The organism is uncultured Pseudomonas sp., assembly GCF_943846705.1.
In the GTDB taxonomy this organism is placed as follows: domain Bacteria; phylum Pseudomonadota; class Gammaproteobacteria; order Pseudomonadales; family Pseudomonadaceae; genus Aquipseudomonas.
Window position 1 is genome coordinate 1,420,913 of the sequence record NZ_OX044366.1, and the last position, 19,968, is coordinate 1,440,880.

19 protein-coding genes and 1 pseudogene are annotated in these 19,968 nt (G+C 60.3%); 13 read left to right on the forward strand and 7 right to left on the reverse strand.

Annotation, left to right across the window (positions count from 1 at the left end):
- Entirely contained in the window at window positions 1-1,590 is a 1,590-nt protein-coding gene (locus Q0V31_RS06795) for an ABC transporter substrate-binding protein (protein WP_298186004.1), read from the reverse strand.
- A 340-nt stretch (window positions 1,591-1,930) separates the two neighbouring features.
- Here Q0V31_RS06795 and rpmB point away from each other — a divergent pair, with 340 nt between their 5' ends.
- A complete protein-coding gene (rpmB, locus tag Q0V31_RS06800) occupies window positions 1,931-2,167 on the forward strand; it encodes a 50S ribosomal protein L28 (RefSeq protein WP_090240685.1) in 237 nt (78 codons plus the stop codon).
- A 10-nt stretch (window positions 2,168-2,177) separates the two neighbouring features.
- Window positions 2,178-2,333: a 50S ribosomal protein L33 gene (gene rpmG / locus Q0V31_RS06805; protein ID WP_007894709.1), complete on the forward strand. Its 156-nt coding sequence runs from the start codon at window positions 2,178-2,180 to the stop codon at window positions 2,331-2,333.
- A gap of 206 nt (window positions 2,334-2,539) precedes the next feature.
- Here rpmG and Q0V31_RS06810 read toward each other — a convergent pair whose 3' ends face one another.
- Window positions 2,540-2,905, reverse strand: coding sequence for a cupin domain-containing protein (locus Q0V31_RS06810; protein ID WP_298186012.1), 366 nt, complete (start codon window positions 2,903-2,905; stop codon window positions 2,540-2,542).
- A gap of 229 nt (window positions 2,906-3,134) precedes the next feature.
- Between Q0V31_RS06810 and Q0V31_RS06815 the strand changes: the two genes are divergently transcribed.
- Window positions 3,135-4,628: an aldehyde dehydrogenase gene (locus Q0V31_RS06815; RefSeq protein WP_298186015.1), complete on the forward strand. Its 1,494-nt coding sequence runs from the start codon at window positions 3,135-3,137 to the stop codon at window positions 4,626-4,628.
- A 149-nt stretch (window positions 4,629-4,777) separates the two neighbouring features.
- Window positions 4,778-5,935 (forward strand): MFS transporter, encoded by a 1,158-nt coding sequence (locus tag Q0V31_RS06820; protein ID WP_298186017.1) that lies wholly within the window; start codon window positions 4,778-4,780, stop codon window positions 5,933-5,935.
- Here the strand turns inward: Q0V31_RS06820 and Q0V31_RS06825 are convergent.
- A complete protein-coding gene (locus Q0V31_RS06825) occupies window positions 5,932-7,353 on the reverse strand; it encodes a PLP-dependent aminotransferase family protein (RefSeq protein WP_298186019.1) in 1,422 nt (473 codons plus the stop codon). The genes Q0V31_RS06820 and Q0V31_RS06825 overlap by 4 nt on opposite strands.
- Before the next feature lie 191 nt (window positions 7,354-7,544).
- On the opposite strand from Q0V31_RS06825, the gene Q0V31_RS06830 reads away from it, so the two are divergent.
- Both Q0V31_RS06830 and Q0V31_RS06835 read left to right on the forward strand, forming a co-directional pair.
- Window positions 7,545-7,784: a DUF1127 domain-containing protein gene (locus Q0V31_RS06830; protein ID WP_298186021.1), complete on the forward strand. Its 240-nt coding sequence runs from the start codon at window positions 7,545-7,547 to the stop codon at window positions 7,782-7,784.
- Window positions 7,785-7,812: 28 nt separating this feature from the next.
- Window positions 7,813-8,410: pseudogene (locus Q0V31_RS06835) on the forward strand (DJ-1/PfpI family protein).
- A gap of 45 nt (window positions 8,411-8,455) precedes the next feature.
- Here the strand turns inward: Q0V31_RS06835 and Q0V31_RS06840 are convergent.
- Complete coding sequence (locus Q0V31_RS06840) at window positions 8,456-9,769, reverse strand: FAD-binding oxidoreductase (protein ID WP_298186024.1); 1,314 nt, start codon at window positions 9,767-9,769, stop codon at window positions 8,456-8,458.
- Window positions 9,770-9,944: 175 nt separating this feature from the next.
- On the opposite strand from Q0V31_RS06840, the gene Q0V31_RS06845 reads away from it, so the two are divergent.
- Window positions 9,945-10,298 (forward strand): YkgJ family cysteine cluster protein, encoded by a 354-nt coding sequence (locus Q0V31_RS06845; protein WP_298186026.1) that lies wholly within the window; start codon window positions 9,945-9,947, stop codon window positions 10,296-10,298.
- Window positions 10,299-10,355: 57 nt separating this feature from the next.
- Here Q0V31_RS06845 and Q0V31_RS06850 read toward each other — a convergent pair whose 3' ends face one another.
- Window positions 10,356-10,844, reverse strand: a complete 489-nt coding sequence (locus tag Q0V31_RS06850) for an Lrp/AsnC ligand binding domain-containing protein (RefSeq protein WP_090240673.1) — start codon at window positions 10,842-10,844, stop codon at window positions 10,356-10,358.
- A gap of 155 nt (window positions 10,845-10,999) precedes the next feature.
- Between Q0V31_RS06850 and dadA the strand changes: the two genes are divergently transcribed.
- The 5 genes from dadA to Q0V31_RS06875 all read left to right on the forward strand — a co-directional run bounded on the left by dadA (window position 11,000) and on the right by Q0V31_RS06875 (window position 15,208).
- Window positions 11,000-12,298: a D-amino acid dehydrogenase gene (gene dadA, locus Q0V31_RS06855; RefSeq protein ID WP_298186029.1), complete on the forward strand. Its 1,299-nt coding sequence runs from the start codon at window positions 11,000-11,002 to the stop codon at window positions 12,296-12,298.
- Window positions 12,273-12,623, forward strand: a complete 351-nt coding sequence (locus Q0V31_RS06860) for a RidA family protein (RefSeq protein ID WP_298186032.1) — start codon at window positions 12,273-12,275, stop codon at window positions 12,621-12,623. The genes dadA and Q0V31_RS06860 overlap by 26 nt, the downstream gene beginning before the upstream one ends.
- Before the next feature lie 156 nt (window positions 12,624-12,779).
- The gene (gene alr, locus Q0V31_RS06865; RefSeq protein WP_298186034.1) at window positions 12,780-13,853 is read left to right on the forward strand and encodes an alanine racemase; all 1,074 of its coding nucleotides are present in this window, start codon (window positions 12,780-12,782) and stop codon (window positions 13,851-13,853) included.
- A 273-nt stretch (window positions 13,854-14,126) separates the two neighbouring features.
- Window positions 14,127-14,675: a cupin domain-containing protein gene (locus Q0V31_RS06870; protein ID WP_298186037.1), complete on the forward strand. Its 549-nt coding sequence runs from the start codon at window positions 14,127-14,129 to the stop codon at window positions 14,673-14,675.
- A 110-nt stretch (window positions 14,676-14,785) separates the two neighbouring features.
- Window positions 14,786-15,208, forward strand: a complete 423-nt coding sequence (locus Q0V31_RS06875; protein ID WP_298186040.1) for a c-type cytochrome — start codon at window positions 14,786-14,788, stop codon at window positions 15,206-15,208.
- Between the two features lie 88 nt (window positions 15,209-15,296).
- Here Q0V31_RS06875 and Q0V31_RS06880 read toward each other — a convergent pair whose 3' ends face one another.
- Together Q0V31_RS06880 and rep are read right to left on the reverse strand one after the other, a co-directional pair.
- Entirely contained in the window at window positions 15,297-15,869 is a 573-nt protein-coding gene (locus Q0V31_RS06880) for a xanthine phosphoribosyltransferase (protein ID WP_298186042.1), read from the reverse strand.
- Between the two features lie 115 nt (window positions 15,870-15,984).
- Entirely contained in the window at window positions 15,985-17,994 is a 2,010-nt protein-coding gene (rep, locus tag Q0V31_RS06885; RefSeq protein WP_298186044.1) for a DNA helicase Rep, read from the reverse strand.
- Window positions 17,995-18,259: 265 nt separating this feature from the next.
- Here rep and Q0V31_RS06890 point away from each other — a divergent pair, with 265 nt between their 5' ends.
- Window positions 18,260-19,933 carry a bifunctional diguanylate cyclase/phosphodiesterase gene (locus Q0V31_RS06890; protein WP_298186047.1) on the forward strand — a complete coding sequence of 558 codons (1,674 nt, stop codon included), beginning with the start codon at window positions 18,260-18,262 and terminating at the stop codon, window positions 19,931-19,933.
- Window positions 19,934-19,968: the final 35 nt, after the last annotated feature.

Below are 19,968 nucleotides of genomic sequence, written 5' to 3' on the forward strand. Positions count from 1 at the left end.
TCAGGGTGCTAGGCGAACCTTGGCGAAGTCTTGCCGGCCGAACGGATTAACCTGATAGCCCTGGACTTGCTTGCGCGTCAGCGCGAAGGCGGTCGGGTGAGCCAGTGGTAGCCACAGCGCTTGCTGTTGGATGATCTGTTGCGCTTGCTTGTACAGCTGGCTGCGCTGGTCCTGATCGCTGGTGCGTTTGCCATCGGCGATCAGCTGGTCCAGTTGCGGGTCGCAGTAGCGCGCGAAGTTCAGCCCGGATTCAACCGAGGCGCAGGAAAACTGCGGTGTGAGGAAGTTGTCGGGATCGCCGTTATCACCGGCCCAGCCCATGAATAGCAGGTCGTGTTCACCGGCTTTGGCGCGGCGAATCAGCTCGCCCCATTCGATCACGCGAATCTCGGCCTTGATGCCGATCTTGTCCAGGTCGGCTTGCAGCAACTGTGCGCCGAGGTTTGGGTTGGGGTTGAGCACGCTGCCGCTGGGGCGAGTCCAGATGGTGGTGCTGAAGCCGTCAGCCAGCCCGGCTGCTTTCAGCAACTGGCGGGCTTGTTCTGGGTCATAGGCATACCCGGGCAGTTCGCTGGCGTAGCTCCAGGTGTTTGGCGGGTAGGGGCCATTAGCTGCTTCGGCGCTGTTCTCAAACACGGCTTGCAGGTAGCTGGTTTTGTCGAAGGCCAGGTTGATGGCCTGGCGTACCGCGGCCTGGTCCAGTGGCGGATGCTGGCTGTTGATGCCGACGAAGGCGGTCATAAAGGCCGCGGTATGCACGCTCTGTAGGTTGTTATCGCCAGCAATAGTCGTCACATCCTGGGGTTTTGGCGACAGCGCGATATGGCACTCGCCACGCCGCAGTTTTTGCAGGCGTACGTTAGCGTCTGGGGTGATGGCGAAGATCAGATTGTCCACGTCGGGCTTGTCAGCGAAGTAGTCCGGGTTGGCGCTGTAGCGCACGCTGGCGTCTTTCTGAAAGCGTTTGAAGACAAACGGGCCGCTGCCAATTGGCTGGCTGTTGAGCTTTTCCGGAGTGCCGGCAGCCAATAGTTGCGCGGCGTACTCGGCGGAGTAGATCGACGCGAAACCCATGCTCAAGGTGGCCAGGAAGGTCGCATCCGGGTTGTTAAGGGTGAAGCGCAAGCTGTGTTCGCCGGTTTTATCGAGGCGTTTGATCAGGCTGGGCAGCTGCATCGATTGTGCGTGCGGATAGCCACTGGCCGCGACCTTGTGCCAGGGGTGGGCCGGCTCGAGCATGCGCTGAAAGCTGAACAGCACGTCATCCGCGTTCAGGGTGCGGCTGGGGGTGAAGTAGGCAGTGCGGTGAAAGCTCACATCAGGGCGCAGGGTGAAGCTATAGGTCAGGCCGTCCGCGCTAACGTCCCAGGCTTGCGCCAGGCTTGGCTGCAGAGTGCCGCTGGTTGCGTCGAAATCCACTAGGCGGTTCATCAATACGTCAGCTGACGCGTTGGTGGTGGTCAGGGAGTTGTACTGCACCACGTCGAAACCATCCGGGCTGGCTTCGGTACAGACGCTGAGGGTGCTGGCTTGGGCCAGTGCAGGCGCCAATAGGGGGGCGAGCAGCAGCGGTAGGAAGGCGAGGCGCATGGCAAACTCCTAGGGTGGCCGTAGGTGAACGCTTTACCCTAGGCCATTACTTGGCAGCAGGGCAATCAATCTTGGCGACGAGCGGTCGAGCTGCGTTATCCCTACCAATAGCTGGCTTAGCGGCGGGAAATGGCGGCAGGGCTTGAGTAGGAAAAGTACGTTTATTCTTGTTGCGCTTTGGGCTTTCTGGTATAAAGCAGCGCTCTTTTGTAGGGGCCCGGTTCTTGCGCTTTCAGGTACGGCCGGTAAGACCCTCGAGATACGCGGCGCTGCGCGCCAAGATTGAATATTAGCGGCCAACCCATGCCGGGTTGGGCATGTGGTTTTAGAGGGCTGAGGCATGTCGAGAGTCTGTCAAGTTACCGGTAAGGGTCCGGTAACTGGGAATAACATTTCCCACGCAAACAACAAAACCCGTCGTCGTTTCCTGCCGAACCTGCAGCATCACCGCTTCTGGGTCGAGTCTGAGAACCGTTTCGTCCGTCTGCGCGTTTCTGCCAAAGGCATGCGTTGCATCGACAAGCGTGGTATTGACGTCGTTCTGTCCGAGCTGCGTGCTCGCGGCGAAAAGGTTTAAGGGGAAAGTCATGCGTGAATTGATCCGTTTGATCTCGAGTGCCGGTACTGGTCACTTCTACACTACCGACAAAAACAAGCGCACCACTCCGGACAAAATCGAAATTAAAAAATTCGATCCGGTTGTGCGTAAGCACGTGATCTACAAGGAAGGCAAGATCAAGTAATTGATCTGGCTCCTTGCCGAAAAAACCCGCCTTATGGCGGGTTTTTTCTTGCCTGTGATTTGGCCTGGAAAACCCCCAGGCATTTAGAGATTGCCTGGGGTGGTGTTTAACGTCGCCTAGCAACGGCCCTTGAGGGTGGCTGCCCTGAATCGCAGGCGATAAAAAGCCCGCGCAAGGCGGGCAAAAGGGTGGTGCATGGAGAGTGATCAGCTGCTGGCTTGCTCGAAGATCACATAGACCTTGCGGCATGGCTCCAGTACTTCCCAGGTGCCGGAAAAGCCAGCGGGGATCACAAAGCGGTCGCCGGCGCGCAGGGTCTTGGCGTTGCCATCCTTATCGCGCAATACCGAGACGCCCTGGAGAATTTCGCAGTACTCGTGCTCGGTGTAGTTGATGGTCCAGTGGCCGATGCCGCCTTCCCAGATACCGGCGTTGAATTGACCGCACGGGCTGCCGTAGTGGTTGCGCACACTTTGCTCGGGGTCGCCTGCAAGGACTTTTTCTGCGGCCGGGCGGTAATGCTCTGGGGTGGTGGTGGCTTGGGCGAAGTCGACGATCTGCTCAATGTTCATAAGAAGGTCCAGTCAGGCTCGTTTTCAGTTGAATGGTAATTTCGGCAGTCTATGTTTAATAAAGCGCACATAACAAGGCAGCTTTGCCTCTATTTGTAAAAAATATTGGAACTACGCAGGCCGCTAGTTTAGTGTTGCCGGCACGATTGGGTTTGTTAAACCCATGCAAAATAATTGACAGCGCGTGCGGCCGACCTGCGGCGCTTTACTAGCGATAGAGGATGTTCGAATGACTAACCTGACTCGTGCCGATTGGGAGCAGCGTGCCAAGAATCTGAAAATCGAAGGGCGCGCCTTTGTTCATGGCGAGTACCGCGCGGCGGTTTCGGGTGACACCTTTGAGTGCATCAGCCCGGTCGATGGCCGCCTGCTGGGTCAAGTCGCCAGCTGTGATCTGGCCGACGCCGAACTGGCCGTAGCGGATGCGCGCGCCACCTTCGAGTCTGGTGTCTGGTCGCGTATGGCACCGGTGCAACGCAAGCGCATCATGATTCGTTTCGCTGACCTGATGGATCAGCATGCCGAGGAGCTGGCCCTGCTGGAAACCCTCGACATGGGTAAGCCGATCAGCGACTCCCTCGGTGTCGATGTGCCGGGTGCATCGCGTGCCATCCGCTGGAGCGGTGAAGCCGTCGACAAGATCTACGACGAAGTCGCCGCCACCCCGCATGACGAGCTGGGACTGGTGACCCGTGAGGCGGTGGGCGTAGTCGCGGCCATCGTGCCGTGGAACTTCCCGATGATCATGACCTGCTGGAAGCTCGGCCCGGCGCTGTCCACCGGTAACTCGGTAATCGTCAAACCGTCGGAGAAGTCGCCACTCACTGCACTGCGTCTGGCCCAGTTGGCGCTTGAGGCGGGTATTCCAGCAGGCGTGCTCAACGTGCTGCCGGGTTACGGTCACACCGTGGGCAAGGCTTTGGCCCTGCATATGGATGTCGACACCCTGGTGTTCACCGGTTCGACCAAGATCGCCAAGCAGCTGATGATCTACGCCGGCGAATCGAACATGAAGCGCGTTTGGCTGGAAGCCGGCGGTAAGAGCGCCAACATCGTCTTCGCCGATGCGCCGGATCTCAAGGCAGCGGCTGAAGCGGCGGCGGCGGCGATTTGCTTTAATCAGGGCGAGATGTGCACCGCGGGTTCGCGCCTGCTGGTGGAGCGCTCGATCAAGGATCAGTTTATGCCGATGGTGGTGGAAGCCATGCAGGGCTGGAAAGCCGGCCACGCACTGGACCCAGACACCAAGGTCGGCGCGCTGGTCGATGCGGGCCATCTGAACTCGGTACTCGGTTATATCGAGACGGGTCACGCGGATCAGGCCAAGCTGCTCTGCGGCGGCAAGCGCGTTCTGGAAGAGACGGGCGGCATGTATGTTGAGCCGACCATCTTCGATGACGCCCACAACGCCATGCGCATCGCTCAGGAAGAGATTTTCGGCCCGGTATTGACGGTGATTGCCTTCGACAGCACTGAGGAAGCGATTCAGATCGCCAACGACAGCATCTACGGTCTGGCGGCGGCGATCTGGACCAGCAACCTGTCCAAGGCCCATCTGGCGGCCAAGGCGCTGCGTGTTGGCAGCATGTGGGTCAACCAGTACGACGGTGGGGACATGACCGCGCCGTTTGGTGGTTACAAGCAGTCGGGCAACGGCCGCGACAAGTCGCTGCATGCGTTCGACAAGTACACTGAAATCAAAGCCACCTGGATCAAGCTGTAACAGCGTGATTTCGGGGTAGTAGGCGGGGCACTGCCCAAGGTCTACCTTCCCCACAGAGGCTCGGCTCTAGTAGCCACACCTGCGGCCGGGTTTCCTTAGGAAGCCCGGCCGTTTTGTTTGCAGCGGCCACGACAGCAAGGAGTCTGGCAATGCGTTGGGGTACCTATTTCGCCGTCTGTTCGGCGGTCATCAGCATCGGCCTGGCGCTTGGGGTGACCATGCCTTTGGTGTCGCTGCGCCTTGAAGCGTGGGGCTACGACTCGTTTGCCATCGGTGTGATGGCGGCAACGCCGGCGGTGGGTATTCTGCTCGGCGCATCGCTGGCCGGGCGGCTGGCGGCGCGCTTGGGCACCGCTAGGCTGATGCAGCTGTGTTTATTGCTAGGTGCCTTGTCGGTTGCCGGGTTGGCGCTGGTGCAGAGTTATGCGGTGTGGCTCGGCTTGCGCCTGTTTCTCGGCGTGGCGCTGACGGTGGTATTTATCCTCGGTGAAAGCTGGATCAACCAGCTGGCCGTGGAAAAATGGCGTGGCCGGCTGGTGGCGCTGTATGGCACTGGCTACGCACTCAGCCAGCTGTGTGGCCCGTTGTTGCTGACCGCGCTGGGTACCGAAAGTGACAGCGGCTTCTGGTCCGGAGTCGTCCTGCTGATCGGCGGCTCGCTGCTGTTGCTGGGGCGCACAGGCGCACCTGCGGTAGACGGACGCAGCGCATCAGGGCGTGGTCTGCCGGCGTTCTGTCGTAAGTTGCCGGCGATTGCCTGGGCGGTGATGCTGTTTGCCGCGTTCGAAGCGATGATGCTGACCCTGTTGCCGATCTATGGCCTGCGCCAGGGTTTCACTCAGGACATCGCCCTGCTGATGGTCAGCGTGGTGGTGGTCGGCGATGCCGCATTGCAGCTGCCGATTGGCTGGATGGCGGATCGTGTGTCGCGGCAGATGCTGTTCCGCGGCTGTGGCGTGGTGTTGCTGGTCTCCAGTTTGGCAATCCCGCTGACGCTGCACACGGTGTTGATCTGGCCGGTACTGGTGGCGTTCGGCGCCAGCGCTGGCGGGCTGTTCACCTTGTCGTTAATTTTGATCGGTGAGCGTTACCGCGACGACGAGCTGGTGCGCGCCAACGCCCATGTCGCCCAGCTGTGGGGGCTGGGCTGTCTGATCGGGCCGTTGAGTACCGGTGCCGTCAGCCAGTGGGTTAGCGGCCACGCACTGCCGATGATGATGGCGCTGGGGGCGGCGGTTTTCGTGGTGCTCGCCTGGCGCAACTCGGGTTTCGGTGAGCCACTGGTCGCCACCGCAGGTAGCGATTAACCGCAGTCGGCGAGCAGCGCGCTGACCGTACTGCCGACCTGGCGCACAGCTGCTTCGAGCTCCGCGCTGGGTCGTGCCGAGTAGTTCATGCGCAAGCAATTACGGTATTTACCTGCCGCCGAGAAGATGCTGCCCGGCGCAATTTGGATCGCGTGTGGCAGCAGGGCGCGGTTCAGGCGCTGACTGTCGAATTGGCGGTCCAACTCAATCCACAGCATAAAACCACCGTCAGGTTGGCTGACGCGTGTGCCTGGCGGGAAATAGCGGCTTACCCAATCAATCATCACGTCACGGTTGCGTGCGTACTGGCTGCGCATGCGGCGCAAGTGTGGCTCGTAATGGCCGCCGCTGATGAACTCGGCCAGGGCCAGTTGTGGCAGTTGCGCGGCCATGCCGGTGCCGATGTATTTCAGGTGCAGAATCTTTTGCAGGTAGCGCCCGGGCGCGATCCAGCCGATCCGCAGGCCGGGTGCCAGGGTTTTCGAAAATGAGCTGCACAGCAGCACCCGACCGTCTTCGTCATAGGATTTGATGGTGCGCGGTCGCGGGTAGCTGTAGGCCAGCTCGCCATACACATCATCTTCGATAATCGCCACGTCAAAACGCTGGGCCAGGGCGATCAGCGCGCGCTTGTTGGCGTCCGGCATGATGTAGCCGAGCGGATTGTTACAGGTTGGGGTGAGCTGGATGGCTTTGATTGGCCACTGCTCCAGTGCGAGCTCCAGCGCCTCCAGGCTGATGCCGGTGAGCGGGTCGGTGGGCAGTTCCAAGGCCTTCATGCCAAAGCCTTTAAGCGCCTGCATCACGCCATGGAAACTGGGCGAGTCAACCGCCACTACGTCGCCGGGCTTGCAGGTGGCGCAAATGGCGGCGGAGAGGGCCTCGTGGCAGCCAGTGGTGGTGACGATGTCTTCGGCCGGGATTTGGCAGCCCGAGTCGAGCATCAGTCGCGAAATTTGCTCACGCAGGGCCGGGTCGCCATTGATGCAGCCGTAGCTGAGCTCTTTCACGCTTTGCCGCCGGCTCAGGCGCGACATCGAACGCAGCAGGGGTTTTAGGGTGGCGCTGCTGATGTCCGGCATGCCGCGACCTAGCTGCAGAATGTTGCTGCCGGGTGGAATGCTGATCAGCTCCAGTACGTGATCCCACTGCGAGACATCCAGCGGACGCTGTGCAGCGCGGCTGACGATCGGCAGTTCGGGTTTTTTGCGGCTTGGCGGTACGAAATAGCCTGACTTGGGTCGTGGCGTCGCCATGCCTTGATCCTCAAGGTGACGATAAGCCTGCTGCACGGTGCTTAGGCTGACACCGTGCTCAACGCTCAGTGCACGCACCGACGGTAGGCGATCACCAGGGCGGTACAAGCCTTGTTCAATACGCGCGCTGAGCATGGTGGCGAGGTCGACATAAAGGCTCATACAGGCTCCGGCGTGCAAATGATGCAGTTTTCACTTGAAGTTAAACCAGTACAGATGCGGCTGATTTTCACAATTCAGTAGCCGAGATAGGATTTCTGTATGGATTTAATATGTGTTTTTTGAATCTGTCATGCTTTTCTGCGTAAGACCATTATCAAGCCTCGCAATGATTAAATTTCAGGAGCAAGGAGATGAATGGTTTAAGCGATGTTCGGTTGACCTTGGCTCAGCAAGGGCAGCCGCACGATGTGTCACCGCGTCTGTTGGTGGGCGCGGCGTATGCTCCGGCGATGTCACGCTGGACAATACTGCTGCGCCGGTTGAGCACGCGGCGTGGCCTGCTCAAGCTCAATGCACAGCAGCTCGCGGATATCGGCCTGACCCGCGCAGAAGCCCTGCGCGAAGCTAGCCTGCCGTTCTGGAAGCTCTGAGGTGGCTAAGCGCTGATAGGGGTCATGCATGAACATCGCCATTTTGACCTTCGAAGGCTTTAACGAACTTGATTCATTTATCGCCGCAGGTATTTTGCAGCGTATGCAGGGGCAGGGCTGGAACGTGCAAATTACCTGTCCTGAGGACTCCGTAACCTCGATGAATGGGCTGCGGATTACGGCGCAGCAGCCCCTGGAGTTTGCCAATACGGCCGATGTCGTGTTGATTGGCAGCGGCATCTACACCCGCGAGATTGCTGGAGCGGCTCAAGCTTGACCCAGCCAGGCAACTGGTGTGCGCGCAGTGTTCAGGCACTTTGCTGTTATCGGTGTTGGGGGTGTTGAACGGCGTGCCCGCATGTACTGACTTAACCAGCAAACCGTGGGTGGTTGAGGCGGGGGTTGAGGTGTTGAATCAGCCGTTTTTCGCCGAAGGCAACATCGCCACCGCCGGTGGTTGCATGGCCTCGCAATACTTGGCGGCGTGGATCATTACCAAGCTGGCCGGCAATGAGGCCGCTGCGGCGGCCATTCACTATGTGGCGCCTGTTGGCGAAAAAGACTCGGCTGTGGCGCATAGCTTGTCGGTGGTTGGGCCTTACATCCGCCGGTCGACCGTAACCTAGTGTCTAGAGTGGCGTGTGCGGGGGTAAGACGCCGCGCATCGAGCGTTACAGCGCTTCTTTCAAGCGGTGCCAGAGCATGCCCAGCGCCAGCAATGGTGAGCGCAGGTGCTTGCCGCCGGGGAAGGTCATGTGCGGCACCTTGTTGAATAACTCGAAGCCGCCGCCTTGCTGGCCGCTGATGGCTTCGGCCAGTAGTTTGCCGGCCAGGTGGGTGGCGTTTACGCCGTGGCCGGCGTAAGCCTGGGCGTAGAACACGTTGCTGTGCTCCTGGAGTCGACCGATCTGCGGCAGGCGGTTGGCACCGATGCCGATCATGCCACCCCACTGGTAGTCGATCTTCACGTCTTGCAAGTGCGGGAAGACTTGCAGCATTTTCGGCCGCATATAGCCGGCGATATGCGCTGGATCGCGACCGGAATAGTGACAGGCACCGCCGAATAGCAGGCGGTTGTCGGCGGACAGGCGGAAGTAATCGACCGTCACGCGCTGGTCGCACAGTGCCATATTCTGCGGGATCAGGTTGCGCGCCTGGGCGGCGGATAGCGGCTCGGTGGCAATCACGTAGCTGCCGGCGGGCAGCACCTTGCCGCCGAGCTTGCTGTTGAGGCCATTGAGGTAAGCGTTGCAGGCCAGTACCAGGGTTTTGGCGCGCACCTTGCCAGTCGCGGTATGCACCTGCACTTCGCTGCCGTAGTCGATATGGGTGACTAACGAATGCTCGCACAGCCGCACGCCCAGGCTGGCAGCGGCTGCTGCTTCTCCGAGGGCCAGATTAAGTGGGTGCAGATGGCCAGAGCCCATATCGATCATGCCGCCGGCGTAGCGGTCGGAGCCGACCACCTGGTGCATTTGTTCGGCTTGCAGCAGGCGCAGTTCGTGGCGATAGCCGAGGCTTTCCAGCTCGGCCTTGTCTTCGGCAAAGTCGTCCATGTGTGCTGGTTTGTTGGCCAGGTCGCAGTAGCCCCAAGTCAGGTCGCAGTCGATGTTGAATTGCGCGACGCGCTGGCGGACGATTTCCACGGCCTCCAGGCCCATCAGTTTCAGTTCACGCACGCCTTGGCTGCCGATCACCGATTCGAACTGTTCGACGCCGTGGCCGACGCCGCGAATCAGTTGCCCGCCGTTGCGCCCGCTGGCTCCCCAGCCGATTTTATGGGCTTCCAGCAACACCACCGAGAGGCCTTTCTGCGCCAGTTCGATGGCCGTATTCAGGCCCGAAAAGCCACCGCCGACAATGCACACATCAGCCCGCAGCTCGCCCTCCAAGGCTGGATAGGCCAGTTGCCGATTGGCGCTGGCGGCGTAGTAGGAGTGAGTGTGCTGGCTGCTGTGAGCGGGTTGGTGAACGCGGGCGTTCATGTGTGGAATCCTGATTATTATGTTTGGAAATTTTTACGAAGCATAAGCGCGAGTTTTACCAAACGCCAAGAGGCAATCGGTAACTAACCGGTTTTTCGTCGATTAAGCGCGCCATATCCACCGAAGTTGCCTGCCGCGCGGTTACTATGCCGGCCACTGTTTCAGGACCCTGCCCATGAGTTGCACCCGCCGTAAAATCGACCAGCTGCGTTTGCAGATTCCCAGTTTCGCCTGTGTGCCGGGCTGTCACGATTGCTGCGGCCCGGTGACGGCCTCATCCGAAGAAATGTCGCGCCTGCCGGTGAAAAGCGCTGCCGAGCACGATGCTGCCCTGGCCGAGTACAACTGTGTGCACCTCGGCCCGCAGGGCTGCACGGTATACGACCAGCGCCCGTTGATCTGCCGTTTGTTCGGCACCACGCCAAGCCTGCCCTGCCCACAGGGCCGTGGGCCGGAGCAGATGACCGAGCCGGCGGTGGCGAAACAGGTGCATAAGCTGATCGCCACGACGCGCCAAGTGCTGGTGTAGCTTGGCGTGCGCGCAGGTGTATCCAGCGCGTTAGATACACCTGCGCCTGCCTCAGTGCTACTCGGCAATCGGCAGGCTGAGGCTCTCCTTCACTTCCTCCATGACGATATAACTCTTCGACTCGCGTACGTGTGGCAGTTTGAGCAGGATGTCGCCGAGCAGCTTGCGGTAGCTGGCCATCTCGTTGATCCGCGCTTTCACCAGGTAGTCGAAATCGCCTGACACCAGGTGGCACTCCAGTACATGCGGCAGCTTGAGTACGGCGCGGCGAAATTCTTCAAAGGTGTCGCCAGACTTGTAGTCCAGGCTGATCTCGACAAACACCAGCAGGCTGGCCTTGAGTTGCTGCGGGTTGAGGCGCGCGTGGTAGCCCATGATGATGCCTTCGCGCTCCAGGCGACGTACGCGCTCGGTGCACGGGGTGGTCGACAGGCCAACCCGCTCGCCCAATTCGGTAAAGCTGATACGCCCATCTTCCTGCAGGATGCGCAGGATGTTGCGGTCGATCTTGTCCAGTTCACGACGACTTTGATGCTGGGTGCGCATGGTGGATACCCCTCTGCAGAAGGCGATATTGCCAATAATTGTCGCCAAATATAGCTTTTTATATAGTGAAAAACACTGCCTTTCTCTTCCTATACTGCGCTCTATTGTGATTTTAAGAATTATCCGTCGTGCTCGGACACGATGAGGAGAGCGGCATGCGAGTTCTGGTTCTCGGTAGCGGTGTGATTGGTACCGTCAGTGCGTATTACCTGGCGCGTCAGGGTTTTCAAGTGGTGGTGGTCGATCGGCAGAATGCCCCGGCCATGGAAACCAGCTTTGCCAACGCTGGCCAGGTGTCGCCTGGTTATGCCTCGCCGTGGGCTGCGCCAGGCGTGCCGCTGAAAGCCATCAAGTGGTTGCTGCAGAAGCACGCACCGCTGGCGATCAAGGCCACCGCCGATATCGATCAGTACCTGTGGATGGCGCAGATGCTGCGTAACTGCACCGCCGCCCGCTATGCGGTGAACAAGGAGCGCATGGTGCGCCTGTCCGAGTACAGCCGTGACTGCCTCGACGAGCTGCGCGCTGAAACCGGTATTGCCTATGAAGGCCGCAGCCTGGGCACTACCCAGCTGTTCCGCACCCAGGCGCAATTGGATAACGCGGCGAAAGATATCGCCGTGCTCAAGCAGTCTGGCGTGCCCTTCGAGTTGCTCGACCGCGACGGTATCGTTCGTGTGGAGCCGGCGCTGGCCAACGTCAAAGAGAAGCTGGCCGGGGCGCTGCGCTTACCCAACGACCAGACTGGCGACTGCCAGATGTTCACCAGCAAGCTGGCCGAGATGGCCAAGGCGCTCGGTGTGGAATTCCGCTTTGGCCAGGATATCCAGCGCCTGGATGCCGCCGGTGAGCGCATCAATGGTGTGTGGATCGACGGCAAGCTGGAAACCGCCGACCGCTACGTGCTGGCCCTCGGCAGCTTTAGCCCGCAACTGCTCAAGCCGTTGGGGATCAAGGCACCGGTCTACCCGCTCAAGGGGTACTCCTTGACCGTGCCAATCACCAATGCGGCCATGGCACCGACCTCGACCATTCTCGATGAGACCTACAAGGTAGCGATCACCCGTTTCGACAACCGCATCCGTGTGGGTGGCATGGCGGAGATTGCCGGTTTCGACCTGAGCCTTAACCCGCGTCGGCGCGAAACCCTGGAAATGATCACCGCTGATCTCTACCCGCAAGGGGGTGATCTAAGCCAGGCTGAATTCTGGACGGGGCTGCGTCCGGCGACGCCAGATGGCACGCCGATAGTCGGGGCCACCCGGTTTGCTAATTTATTCCTCAACACCGGTCACGGCACACTGGGCTGGACCATGGCCTGCGGCTCCGGTCGCCTGCTTGCCGATCTGATGGCGAAAAAGCGTCCACAGATCAGCGCCGAAGGCCTGGATATTTCCCGTTACAGCCGTTCCAAGGAGACTCACAAGCATGTCAGTACAGCGCCTGCTCACTGAAACTCGTCACAGCGAAATCGTTATCCATAACGGCACGGTCTACCTGGCCGGGCAATTGGCCGATGATTACAGCGGCGACATCGTGGCACAAACCCGCGAAACCCTGGCCAGCACCGAGCGCATGCTGGCCGAGGCGGGCAGCGACAAGTCAAAGATTCTCTCGGTGACCATCTTCTTGCGCGACATGGCGCGCGACTACGCCGGCTTCAATCAAGTCTGGGATGCCTGGGTCGCCCCCGGCACCGCGCCTGCCAGAGCCTGCGTTGAGGCGAATATGTACAAGCCTGAAGTGTTGGTAGAAATCACCGTGGTGGCGGCGCTCTGAGCCGACCCGCAACGATCGTAATAGGCTGTTGCCCGGTACCGCCGGGCTTTTTTATAGCCTGCCATTGCTGATGGGCCCTGCGGGCCATTGCTGCGCAACGTTAAAAACGGCCTGTGGCCTTTTTAACTCTGAAAACTGCTGATAATCGAGACCATCATGCGTCCTGCTCGTGCCCTGATCGATCTGCAAGCCCTGCGTCATAACTATCAACTGGCCCGCGAGTTGAGCGGCGCGCGCGCGCTGGCGGTGATCAAGGCGGATGCTTATGGCCATGGCGCTGTGCGCTGTGCGCAGGCGTTGCAGGAACAAGCCGATGGTTTTGCCGTGGCCTGTATCGAAGAGGCGCTGCAACTGCGCGAGGCAGGTATTGCTGGGCCGATCTTGCTGCTAGAGGGCTTTTTCGAGGCCGATGAACTGCCGTTTATCGAGCAGCACGGGCTGTGGTGTGTGGTGCATTCGTGGTGGCAGCTCGAAGCTATTGAGCGCAGCCACGTCAGCACGCCCTTGACGGTCTGGCTGAAGATGGACAGCGGCATGCACCGGGTGGGCCTGCACCCGGCTGAATACCAGGCGGCGTATCAGCGCTTGCTGGCCAGCGGCAAGGTGGCCAAGGTCGTACTGATGAGCCACTTCGCCCGCGCCGATGAGCTCGATTGCCCGCGCAGCGACGAGCAGCTTGCAGTGTTCCAGCAGGCACGCGAAGGCATTGTGGCCGAGGTCAGCCTGCGTAATTCTCCCGCGTTGTTGGGTTGGCCGAACGTGCCGAGTGACTGGGTGCGTCCCGGCATCATGCTCTACGGCGCCACCCCGTTTGAGCAGGCTCAGCCTGTGGCCGCGCGCTTGCAGCCGGTGATGACCCTGGAGTCGAAGGTCATCAGCGTACGTGAACTGCCAGCTGGCGAGCCGGTGGGCTATGGCGCGCGGTTTATCAGTGAGCGGCCGACCCGGGTTGGTGTGGTTGCCATGGGTTACGCCGATGGCTACCCGCGACATGCGCCTACGGGGACGCCGGTGGCGGTCGACGGTCAGCTAACCCGGCTGATCGGCCGGGTGTCGATGGACATGCTCACGGTCGATCTCACCGATTTGCCGCAAACCGGCCTGGGCAGTCGGGTCGAACTGTGGGGCAAGCAGGTGCTGGCCAGCGATGTGGCAACCCAGGCGGGCAGCATCCCCTACCAGCTGTTCTGTAACCTGCGCCGGGCGCCGCTGCTTTATCTCGGTGGCTGAGAACCTGTTTAAAGGCTGCTGCGCGTCGGCCCTGCTGCGTTAAAAACAGGCTCGGACTGCTCATTTACAACCCGTAAACTCCGCGTCCTCGCCTGTTTTGACCAGCCGGAGGCTGTTACTAACGTAGCGCCTTGCATGGCTCTAGCTCGCAAGCCTTTGAATAGGCCCTAACGCGCGGCGCTGTAGACGAGTTTGAACGCAAGTGTTGTAAATTCCGAACGCTATGCGATGATACGGTCACATTTCCGTATCTTCCCGAGGGGGACTCCAGCATTGGACGTCGGTGTTCGACTGCAATCCATTCGCAAACTCAAAGGCCTTTCCCAGCGCGAACTCGCGAAACGGGCAGGCGTCACCAACAGCACCATTTCGATGATCGAGAAGAACAGCGTAAGCCCTTCGATCAGCTCGTTGAAAAAGGTGTTGGCGGGCATTCCCATGTCGCTGGTGGAATTCTTCTCCCTCGATGCCGAGCAGGATAGCCAGGCCCAGGTGGTCTATCGGGCCGCCGAGCTTACCGACATCTGCAGCGGTGCCATCACCATGAAGCTGGTGGGTAAGGCGCACCCGAGCAGGGCCATTTCCTTCCTCGATGAAACCTACCCAGTGGGTTCTGATACGGGTGACGAGATGTACGCCCATGAAGGTGAAGAGGCGGGCATGCTGGTCTCCGGCAAATTAGAACTGACCGTTGGCAGTGAGGTATTTATCCTTGAGCCGGGCGACAGTTATTACTTCGAAAGCAGCAAGCCGCATCGTTTCCGTAATCCGTTCGAGCAGCCTGCGCGGCTGATCAGTGCGACTACACCGGCCAACTTTTAAATAACCCTGCGGCAATCTGGGCTGTTTCAGCGTTAGCGGCTTGCCGTTATACTGCGCCCAGCTCGCGAAACCGTGGCCGCGAGCGTGACTAGCCACGAAGAGGGTGTACCGTGAACCTGATTAAAAAGATCCTGGTAGCACCGGCTACCGTATTGGCCCTGTGGGCAGTGACTGCTCAGGCCACGACCGACGATGCCATTGCCGAGCGCCTGAAGCCGGTTGGCCAAGTCTGTGTGATGGGCGAAGAGTGCAAGGGTGTCGGTGCTGTCGCTGTTGCCGCTGGCGGTGCTGCGCGTACGGCCGATGACATCATCGCCAAGCACTGTGGCGCCTGCCATACCCCGGGTATTCTGGGTGCGCCGAAGATTGGCGACACTGCAGCCTGGAAAGAGCGCGCTGACCACCAGGGCGGCCTCGACGGCATCCTGGCCAAGGCCATTTCCGGGATCAACGCCATGCCGCCGAAAGGCACCTGCGCGGATTGCTCGGACGATGAGCTGCGTGCAGCTATCCAAAAGATGTCCGGCCTGTAAGTCGCCTGACTCTGCTGTAAAAAAGCCGCCTGTTCAGGCGGCTTTTTTGTGCCCGGTGAAACATGCTCCGGGCAGTCAGTCTAGGGGTTCAGTCGATAAAGCTGACCAGGCCATCTTTCAGCGAGGCGATGCGTGCCAGCGACTCGACCCGGTAGCCCTGCTCATCCAGCTCGGCGCGGCCGCGCTGGAAAGACTTTTCGATCACCACACCAATGCCCGCGATGCTCGCGCCCGCCTGACCGATCAGGTCGATCAGGGCGTGGGCAGCATGGCCGTTAGCGAGGAAGTCGTCGATCAGCAGCACGTGATCTTCGGCGTTGAGGTGCTTGGACGAGATGGCCAGGGTGCTTTCGGTCTGCTTGGTGAAGGAAAACACCTTGGAGATATACAGGTTTTCGGTGAGCGTGAGGGATTGGTACTTGCGGGCGAAGATCACCGGCACGCCCAGTTCCAGGCCCGCCATCACCGCGGGGGCAATGCCTGAGGCTTCAATGGTGACAATCTTGGTGATGCCTTGGCCGGCGAAGCGCTGGGCAAACTCATGACCGATCTGCTGCATCAGTGCCGGATCAATCTGGTGATTGAGAAAGGCATCGACCTTGAGTACGTGCTCCGAGAGCACGGTGCCTTCATCGCGAATCTTCTGTTTCAGCGCTTCCACGCGGTTACCCTCGTTGTTTCTGGTGCCCGGCCTGCGCCGGGGTGAAGTGATGCAGCGTAGCGCGGATGCAAATGGCGGCGAAACACTCGCTGCCTGCGTCGTTGCTAGCGGCAGGTTATTTTTTCAGCATGGCGCGCATATTGGCCAGTGCCGAGTTACCGGTGGCCGCCTTGACTTCGGCCGGGGCGTCTTCCTGGCCTTCCCAGATCAGGTCCTCGGGCGGCAGCTCGTCGAGAAAGCGGCTCGGCGAGCAGTCGATGATCTCGCCATACTGTTTGCGCTTGGCGGCAAAGGTCATGGTCAGGTTGCGTTTGGCGCGGGTGATGCCGACATAGGCCAGGCGGCGCTCCTCTTCAACCGTATCGGCCTCGATGCTGGAGCGGTGCGGGAGGATTTCTTCCTCAACCCCGAGGATATACACCGAGGGATACTCCAGGCCCTTGGAGGCATGCAGGGTCATCATCTGCACGCCCTCGGCGCCGTCCTCTTCCTCTTGCTGACGTTCGAGCATGTCGCGCAGTACCAGCTTGCCGATGGCGTCCTCGATGGTCATGTCGCCGTCTTCATCGCGCTCCAGGGTGTTCTTCAGCGCTTCAACGAGGAACCAGACGTTGCCCATGCGCGCATCGGCGACCTTGTCGTTGGAGGCGTTCTGTCGCAGCCAGTTCTCGTAGTCGATGTCCATGACCATGCTGCGGATTGCGGCGATCGGGTCATTCTGCGCGCACTCCTGGCGTACCCGATCCATCCAGCGGGTAAAGCGCGCCAGGCGCTCGGTAAAGCGCGCATCCAGTGTCTCGCCCAGGCCGATTTCGCCGGTGGCGGCGTACATGCTGATCTTGCGTTCGGTGGCGTAGTTGCCGAGCTTCTCCAGGGTGCTCGAGCCGATCTCGCGGCGCGGCACGTTGATCACCCGCAGGAAGGCGTTGTCGTCATCCGGGTTGACCAGCAGGCGGAAGTAACTCATCAGGTCCTTCACCTCCTGGCGGGCAAAGAAGCTGGTGCCGCCACTCAGGCGATAAGGAATTTGATGGTGCTGCAATTTCAGCTCCATCAGCTTGGCCTGGTAGTTGCCGCGATAGAGGATGGCGTAGTCGCTGTAGGGGCGGTCAGTGCGCAAATGCTCGGTGAGAATTTCCAGGGCCACCCGCTCGCATTCGGCGTCCTCGTTGCGGCAGCGGATCACGCGAATCTCGTCGCCCATGCCCATTTCGCTCCACAGCTGTTTTTCGAAGGCGTGCGGGTTGTTGGCGATAAGGATGTTGGCGCACTTCAAAATGCGGCTGGTGGAACGGTAGTTCTGCTCGAGCATCACCACCTTCAGCGACGGGTAATCCTCTTTCAGCAGCATCAGGTTTTCCGGGCGTGCGCCGCGCCAGGCGTAGATCGACTGGTCATCGTCGCCAACCACGGTGAACTGATTGCGCATGCCCACCAGCAGCTTCACCAGCAGGTACTGGCTGGCGTTGGTGTCCTGGTATTCATCGACCAGCAGGTAGCGGATGCGGTTCTGCCACTTCTCCAGAATGTCCGGGCGCTCCTGGAACAGCTTCACCGGCATCAGGATCAGGTCGTCGAAGTCCACCGCGTTATACGCTTTCAGCGTGCGCTGGTAATGCAGGTAGACGATCGCTGCGGTCTGCTCTTTGGGGTTGCGTGACTCGGCAAGGGCTTGCTCGGGCAGCACCAGATCGTTCTTCCAGCTGCCGATGTAGTTCTTGATCTCATCGATGCCGTCGTCGCCGGCATATTCCTTCTGCATGATGTCCGACAGCAGCGCCTTGATATCGCCCTCATCGAAGATCGAGAAGCCTGGTTTGTAGCCCAGCGCGGCGTATTCCTTGCGGATGATGTTCATGCCCAGGTTGTGGAAGGTCGACACCGTCAGGCCGCGCGCTTCTGGCCCCTTGAGCAGGCTTCCGACGCGCTCCTTCATCTCGCGCGCGGCCTTGTTGGTAAAGGTCATGGCGACGATATGCCGCGCCTGGATGCCGCAGTTCTGCACCAGGTGGGCAATCTTGCGGGTAATTACGCTGGTCTTGCCGGAGCCTGCGCCGGCGAGCACCAAAAGAGGGCCGCCGACATAGTTCACGGCTTCCTGCTGCCGGGGGTTCAGTCGGGACATGGAATCAATCGTCAGGCGAAATGGGCGCGCATTTTAACAGGCCTGAGGCTTTCTGCCGTGACCATCTGGAACTGTGTTGCAGTGCACGTAATGGCTAAGCGCCAGGCTTGGCTAATTTGTGTAATCCAGTACTCTGGTGCCACTTCTGGCCCCTCGCCTCGCTGCAGGGCTCGCCGTAGACACATGGATGTGCGTGAGTTAGACGTCGATTACGACGCATGCGAGCGCTATCAATGCTCTTTATTTGTGCTGTGGGGGGAGTTGTTTGTCTGCGTTTATCGAACCATTACGCTTGCTCCTGTTGGCGGAGACGCCCGCCTGGGCGCAGTTGCTGCGCGAGCGCCTGAGTGCCTTGGGCAGTGGTTATGCGCTGATAACGGCGCCGTCCTGGGAAGCCGCCAGCACGCTGTTCGATAAAACCAGTAACGCCCTGCTGCTGACCACCGCCCAGTATCTGCCGGCCCCGGGGCGCTGTTCCCTGCCGATTATCCTGCTGCTGGATAGCGAGCCCAACGCTGTGCCTGAAGGGGTGAGCGACTGGCTGGTGCGTGATCAGCTGAGTGTCGAGGTGCTGCGCCGCTGCCTGCGTTATGCCGGCGAGCGCGGCAAACTGCATGACAGCCTGCGGCGTCTGGGCGAGCAGGACACGTTGACCGGGATTGCCAACCGCCAGGGGTTTCTCAATCTGCTGGCCGCGCGTTTGGCTGAATACGCAGGGCGTGGGCTGACCCTCGGCCATCTCGACCTGGACAACTTCCGTCACGCCAACGATGCCCTTGGCTACCAGGGCGGTGACAGCTTGATCCTGCAGGTGGTGGCGCGGATCAAGGCGCAGCTGCAAGACGGCGATCAGCTGGCGCGCCTCGGCAGCGATGAATTTGCCCTGTTACTCGACAGCCGGCGCGATCCGCAGCGCGCTGAACGGCTGGCGGCAAAACTTAGTGAAGCCCTCGGCGAACCCTACTGGATCAACGGCGAAAGCCTACTGGTCGGGTGCAGCCTGGGCCTGGCGCATTCGCGACCCGGCAACAGTGCCGACACGCTGATGTGGCATGCACACATCGCCATGCAGCAGGCCAAAAGTCAGCAGGGGTGCAGCTTCTACCGCTATGACGAGCGGATCAACCGCAGCGCACGCAATCAGGCCGACCAGGAAAGCGAGCTGCGTCGTGCCCTGCGCCGCGATGAGCTGGTGCTGCATTACCAGCCGCGCCTGTGCCTGCAGACCGGGCGTATCGTCGGCCTAGAGGCGCTGGTGCGCTGGCAGCACAGCGAGCACGGCCTGCTGGCCCCCAATGAGTTCATCCCGTTGGCAGAGGAAAGCGGGCTGATCGTGCCGTTGGGCTATTGGGTGATCTCCCGCGCCTTGCGTGACATGCAATGGCTGCGCGGGCGTGGGGTGCCGCCGCTGCACATGGCGATCAACCTATCGTTCCGCCAGTTTCAGGACAGCCAGTTACTGCCGACCCTCAGTCGCTTGATTGAGGAGCGTGGAGTGGATGCGCAGTGGCTGGAGTTTGAGCTGACCGAAACCGCGGTGATGCGCCGCAGTGATCAGGTGCAGCAGACCATGCTGGCGCTGGGACGTCTGGGCGTACGTTTCTCGCTGGACGACTTTGGCACCGGTTTCTCCTCTTTTGTGCACCTGAACAGCCTGCCGATTACCTTGCTGAAAATCGACAAGAGCTTTGTCGGCGGCATGGGTGAGCGCGCCGAGAATCGTCAGCTGGTGCGGGCGATGATCAATCTGGCGCACAACCTCAACTTGCAGGTGGTCGGTGAGGGCGTCGAGGACGCCGAGCAGCTGGCGTTGCTGCGTCAATACGGCTGCGATCAGGTGCAGGGTTACCTGATCAGCAAGGCGCTGCCGCTCAGTGAGTTGGTGCGGTTTATGGTGTTTGGCATGCGGCAGCCTCTGCCGGGTGTTAATAACGGCTAGTACGCCGTTTCACCTGCCTGCACCTGGCGAAGCCC

Bases quoted from the DNA above. Each gene is read 5' to 3' on its own strand.
- alr (WP_298186034.1), top strand. From the start codon at position 12,780: ATGCGTCCTGCTCGTGCCCTGATCGATCTGCAAGCCCTGCGTCATAAC.
- Q0V31_RS06825 (WP_298186019.1), bottom strand. From the start codon at position 7,353: ATGAGCCTTTATGTCGACCTCGCCACCATGCTCAGCGCGCGTATTGAA.
- Q0V31_RS06815 (WP_298186015.1), top strand. From the start codon at position 3,135: ATGACTAACCTGACTCGTGCCGATTGGGAGCAGCGTGCCAAGAATCTG.
- Q0V31_RS06795 (WP_298186004.1), bottom strand. From the start codon at position 1,590: ATGCGCCTCGCCTTCCTACCGCTGCTGCTCGCCCCCCTATTGGCGCCT.
- rpmB (WP_090240685.1), top strand. From the start codon at position 1,931: ATGTCGAGAGTCTGTCAAGTTACCGGTAAGGGTCCGGTAACTGGGAAT.
- Q0V31_RS06840 (WP_298186024.1), bottom strand. From the start codon at position 9,769: ATGAACGCCCGCGTTCACCAACCCGCTCACAGCAGCCAGCACACTCAC.
- Q0V31_RS06845 (WP_298186026.1), top strand. From the start codon at position 9,945: ATGAGTTGCACCCGCCGTAAAATCGACCAGCTGCGTTTGCAGATTCCC.
- Q0V31_RS06820 (WP_298186017.1), top strand. From the start codon at position 4,778: ATGCGTTGGGGTACCTATTTCGCCGTCTGTTCGGCGGTCATCAGCATC.
- rep (WP_298186044.1), bottom strand. From the start codon at position 17,994: ATGTCCCGACTGAACCCCCGGCAGCAGGAAGCCGTGAACTATGTCGGC.
- Q0V31_RS06850 (WP_090240673.1), bottom strand. From the start codon at position 10,844: ATGCGCACCCAGCATCAAAGTCGTCGTGAACTGGACAAGATCGACCGC.
- rpmG (WP_007894709.1), top strand. From the start codon at position 2,178: ATGCGTGAATTGATCCGTTTGATCTCGAGTGCCGGTACTGGTCACTTC.
- Q0V31_RS06810 (WP_298186012.1), bottom strand. From the start codon at position 2,905: ATGAACATTGAGCAGATCGTCGACTTCGCCCAAGCCACCACCACCCCA.
- dadA (WP_298186029.1), top strand. From the start codon at position 11,000: ATGCGAGTTCTGGTTCTCGGTAGCGGTGTGATTGGTACCGTCAGTGCG.
- Q0V31_RS06830 (WP_298186021.1), top strand. From the start codon at position 7,545: ATGAATGGTTTAAGCGATGTTCGGTTGACCTTGGCTCAGCAAGGGCAG.
- Q0V31_RS06860 (WP_298186032.1), top strand. From the start codon at position 12,273: ATGTCAGTACAGCGCCTGCTCACTGAAACTCGTCACAGCGAAATCGTT.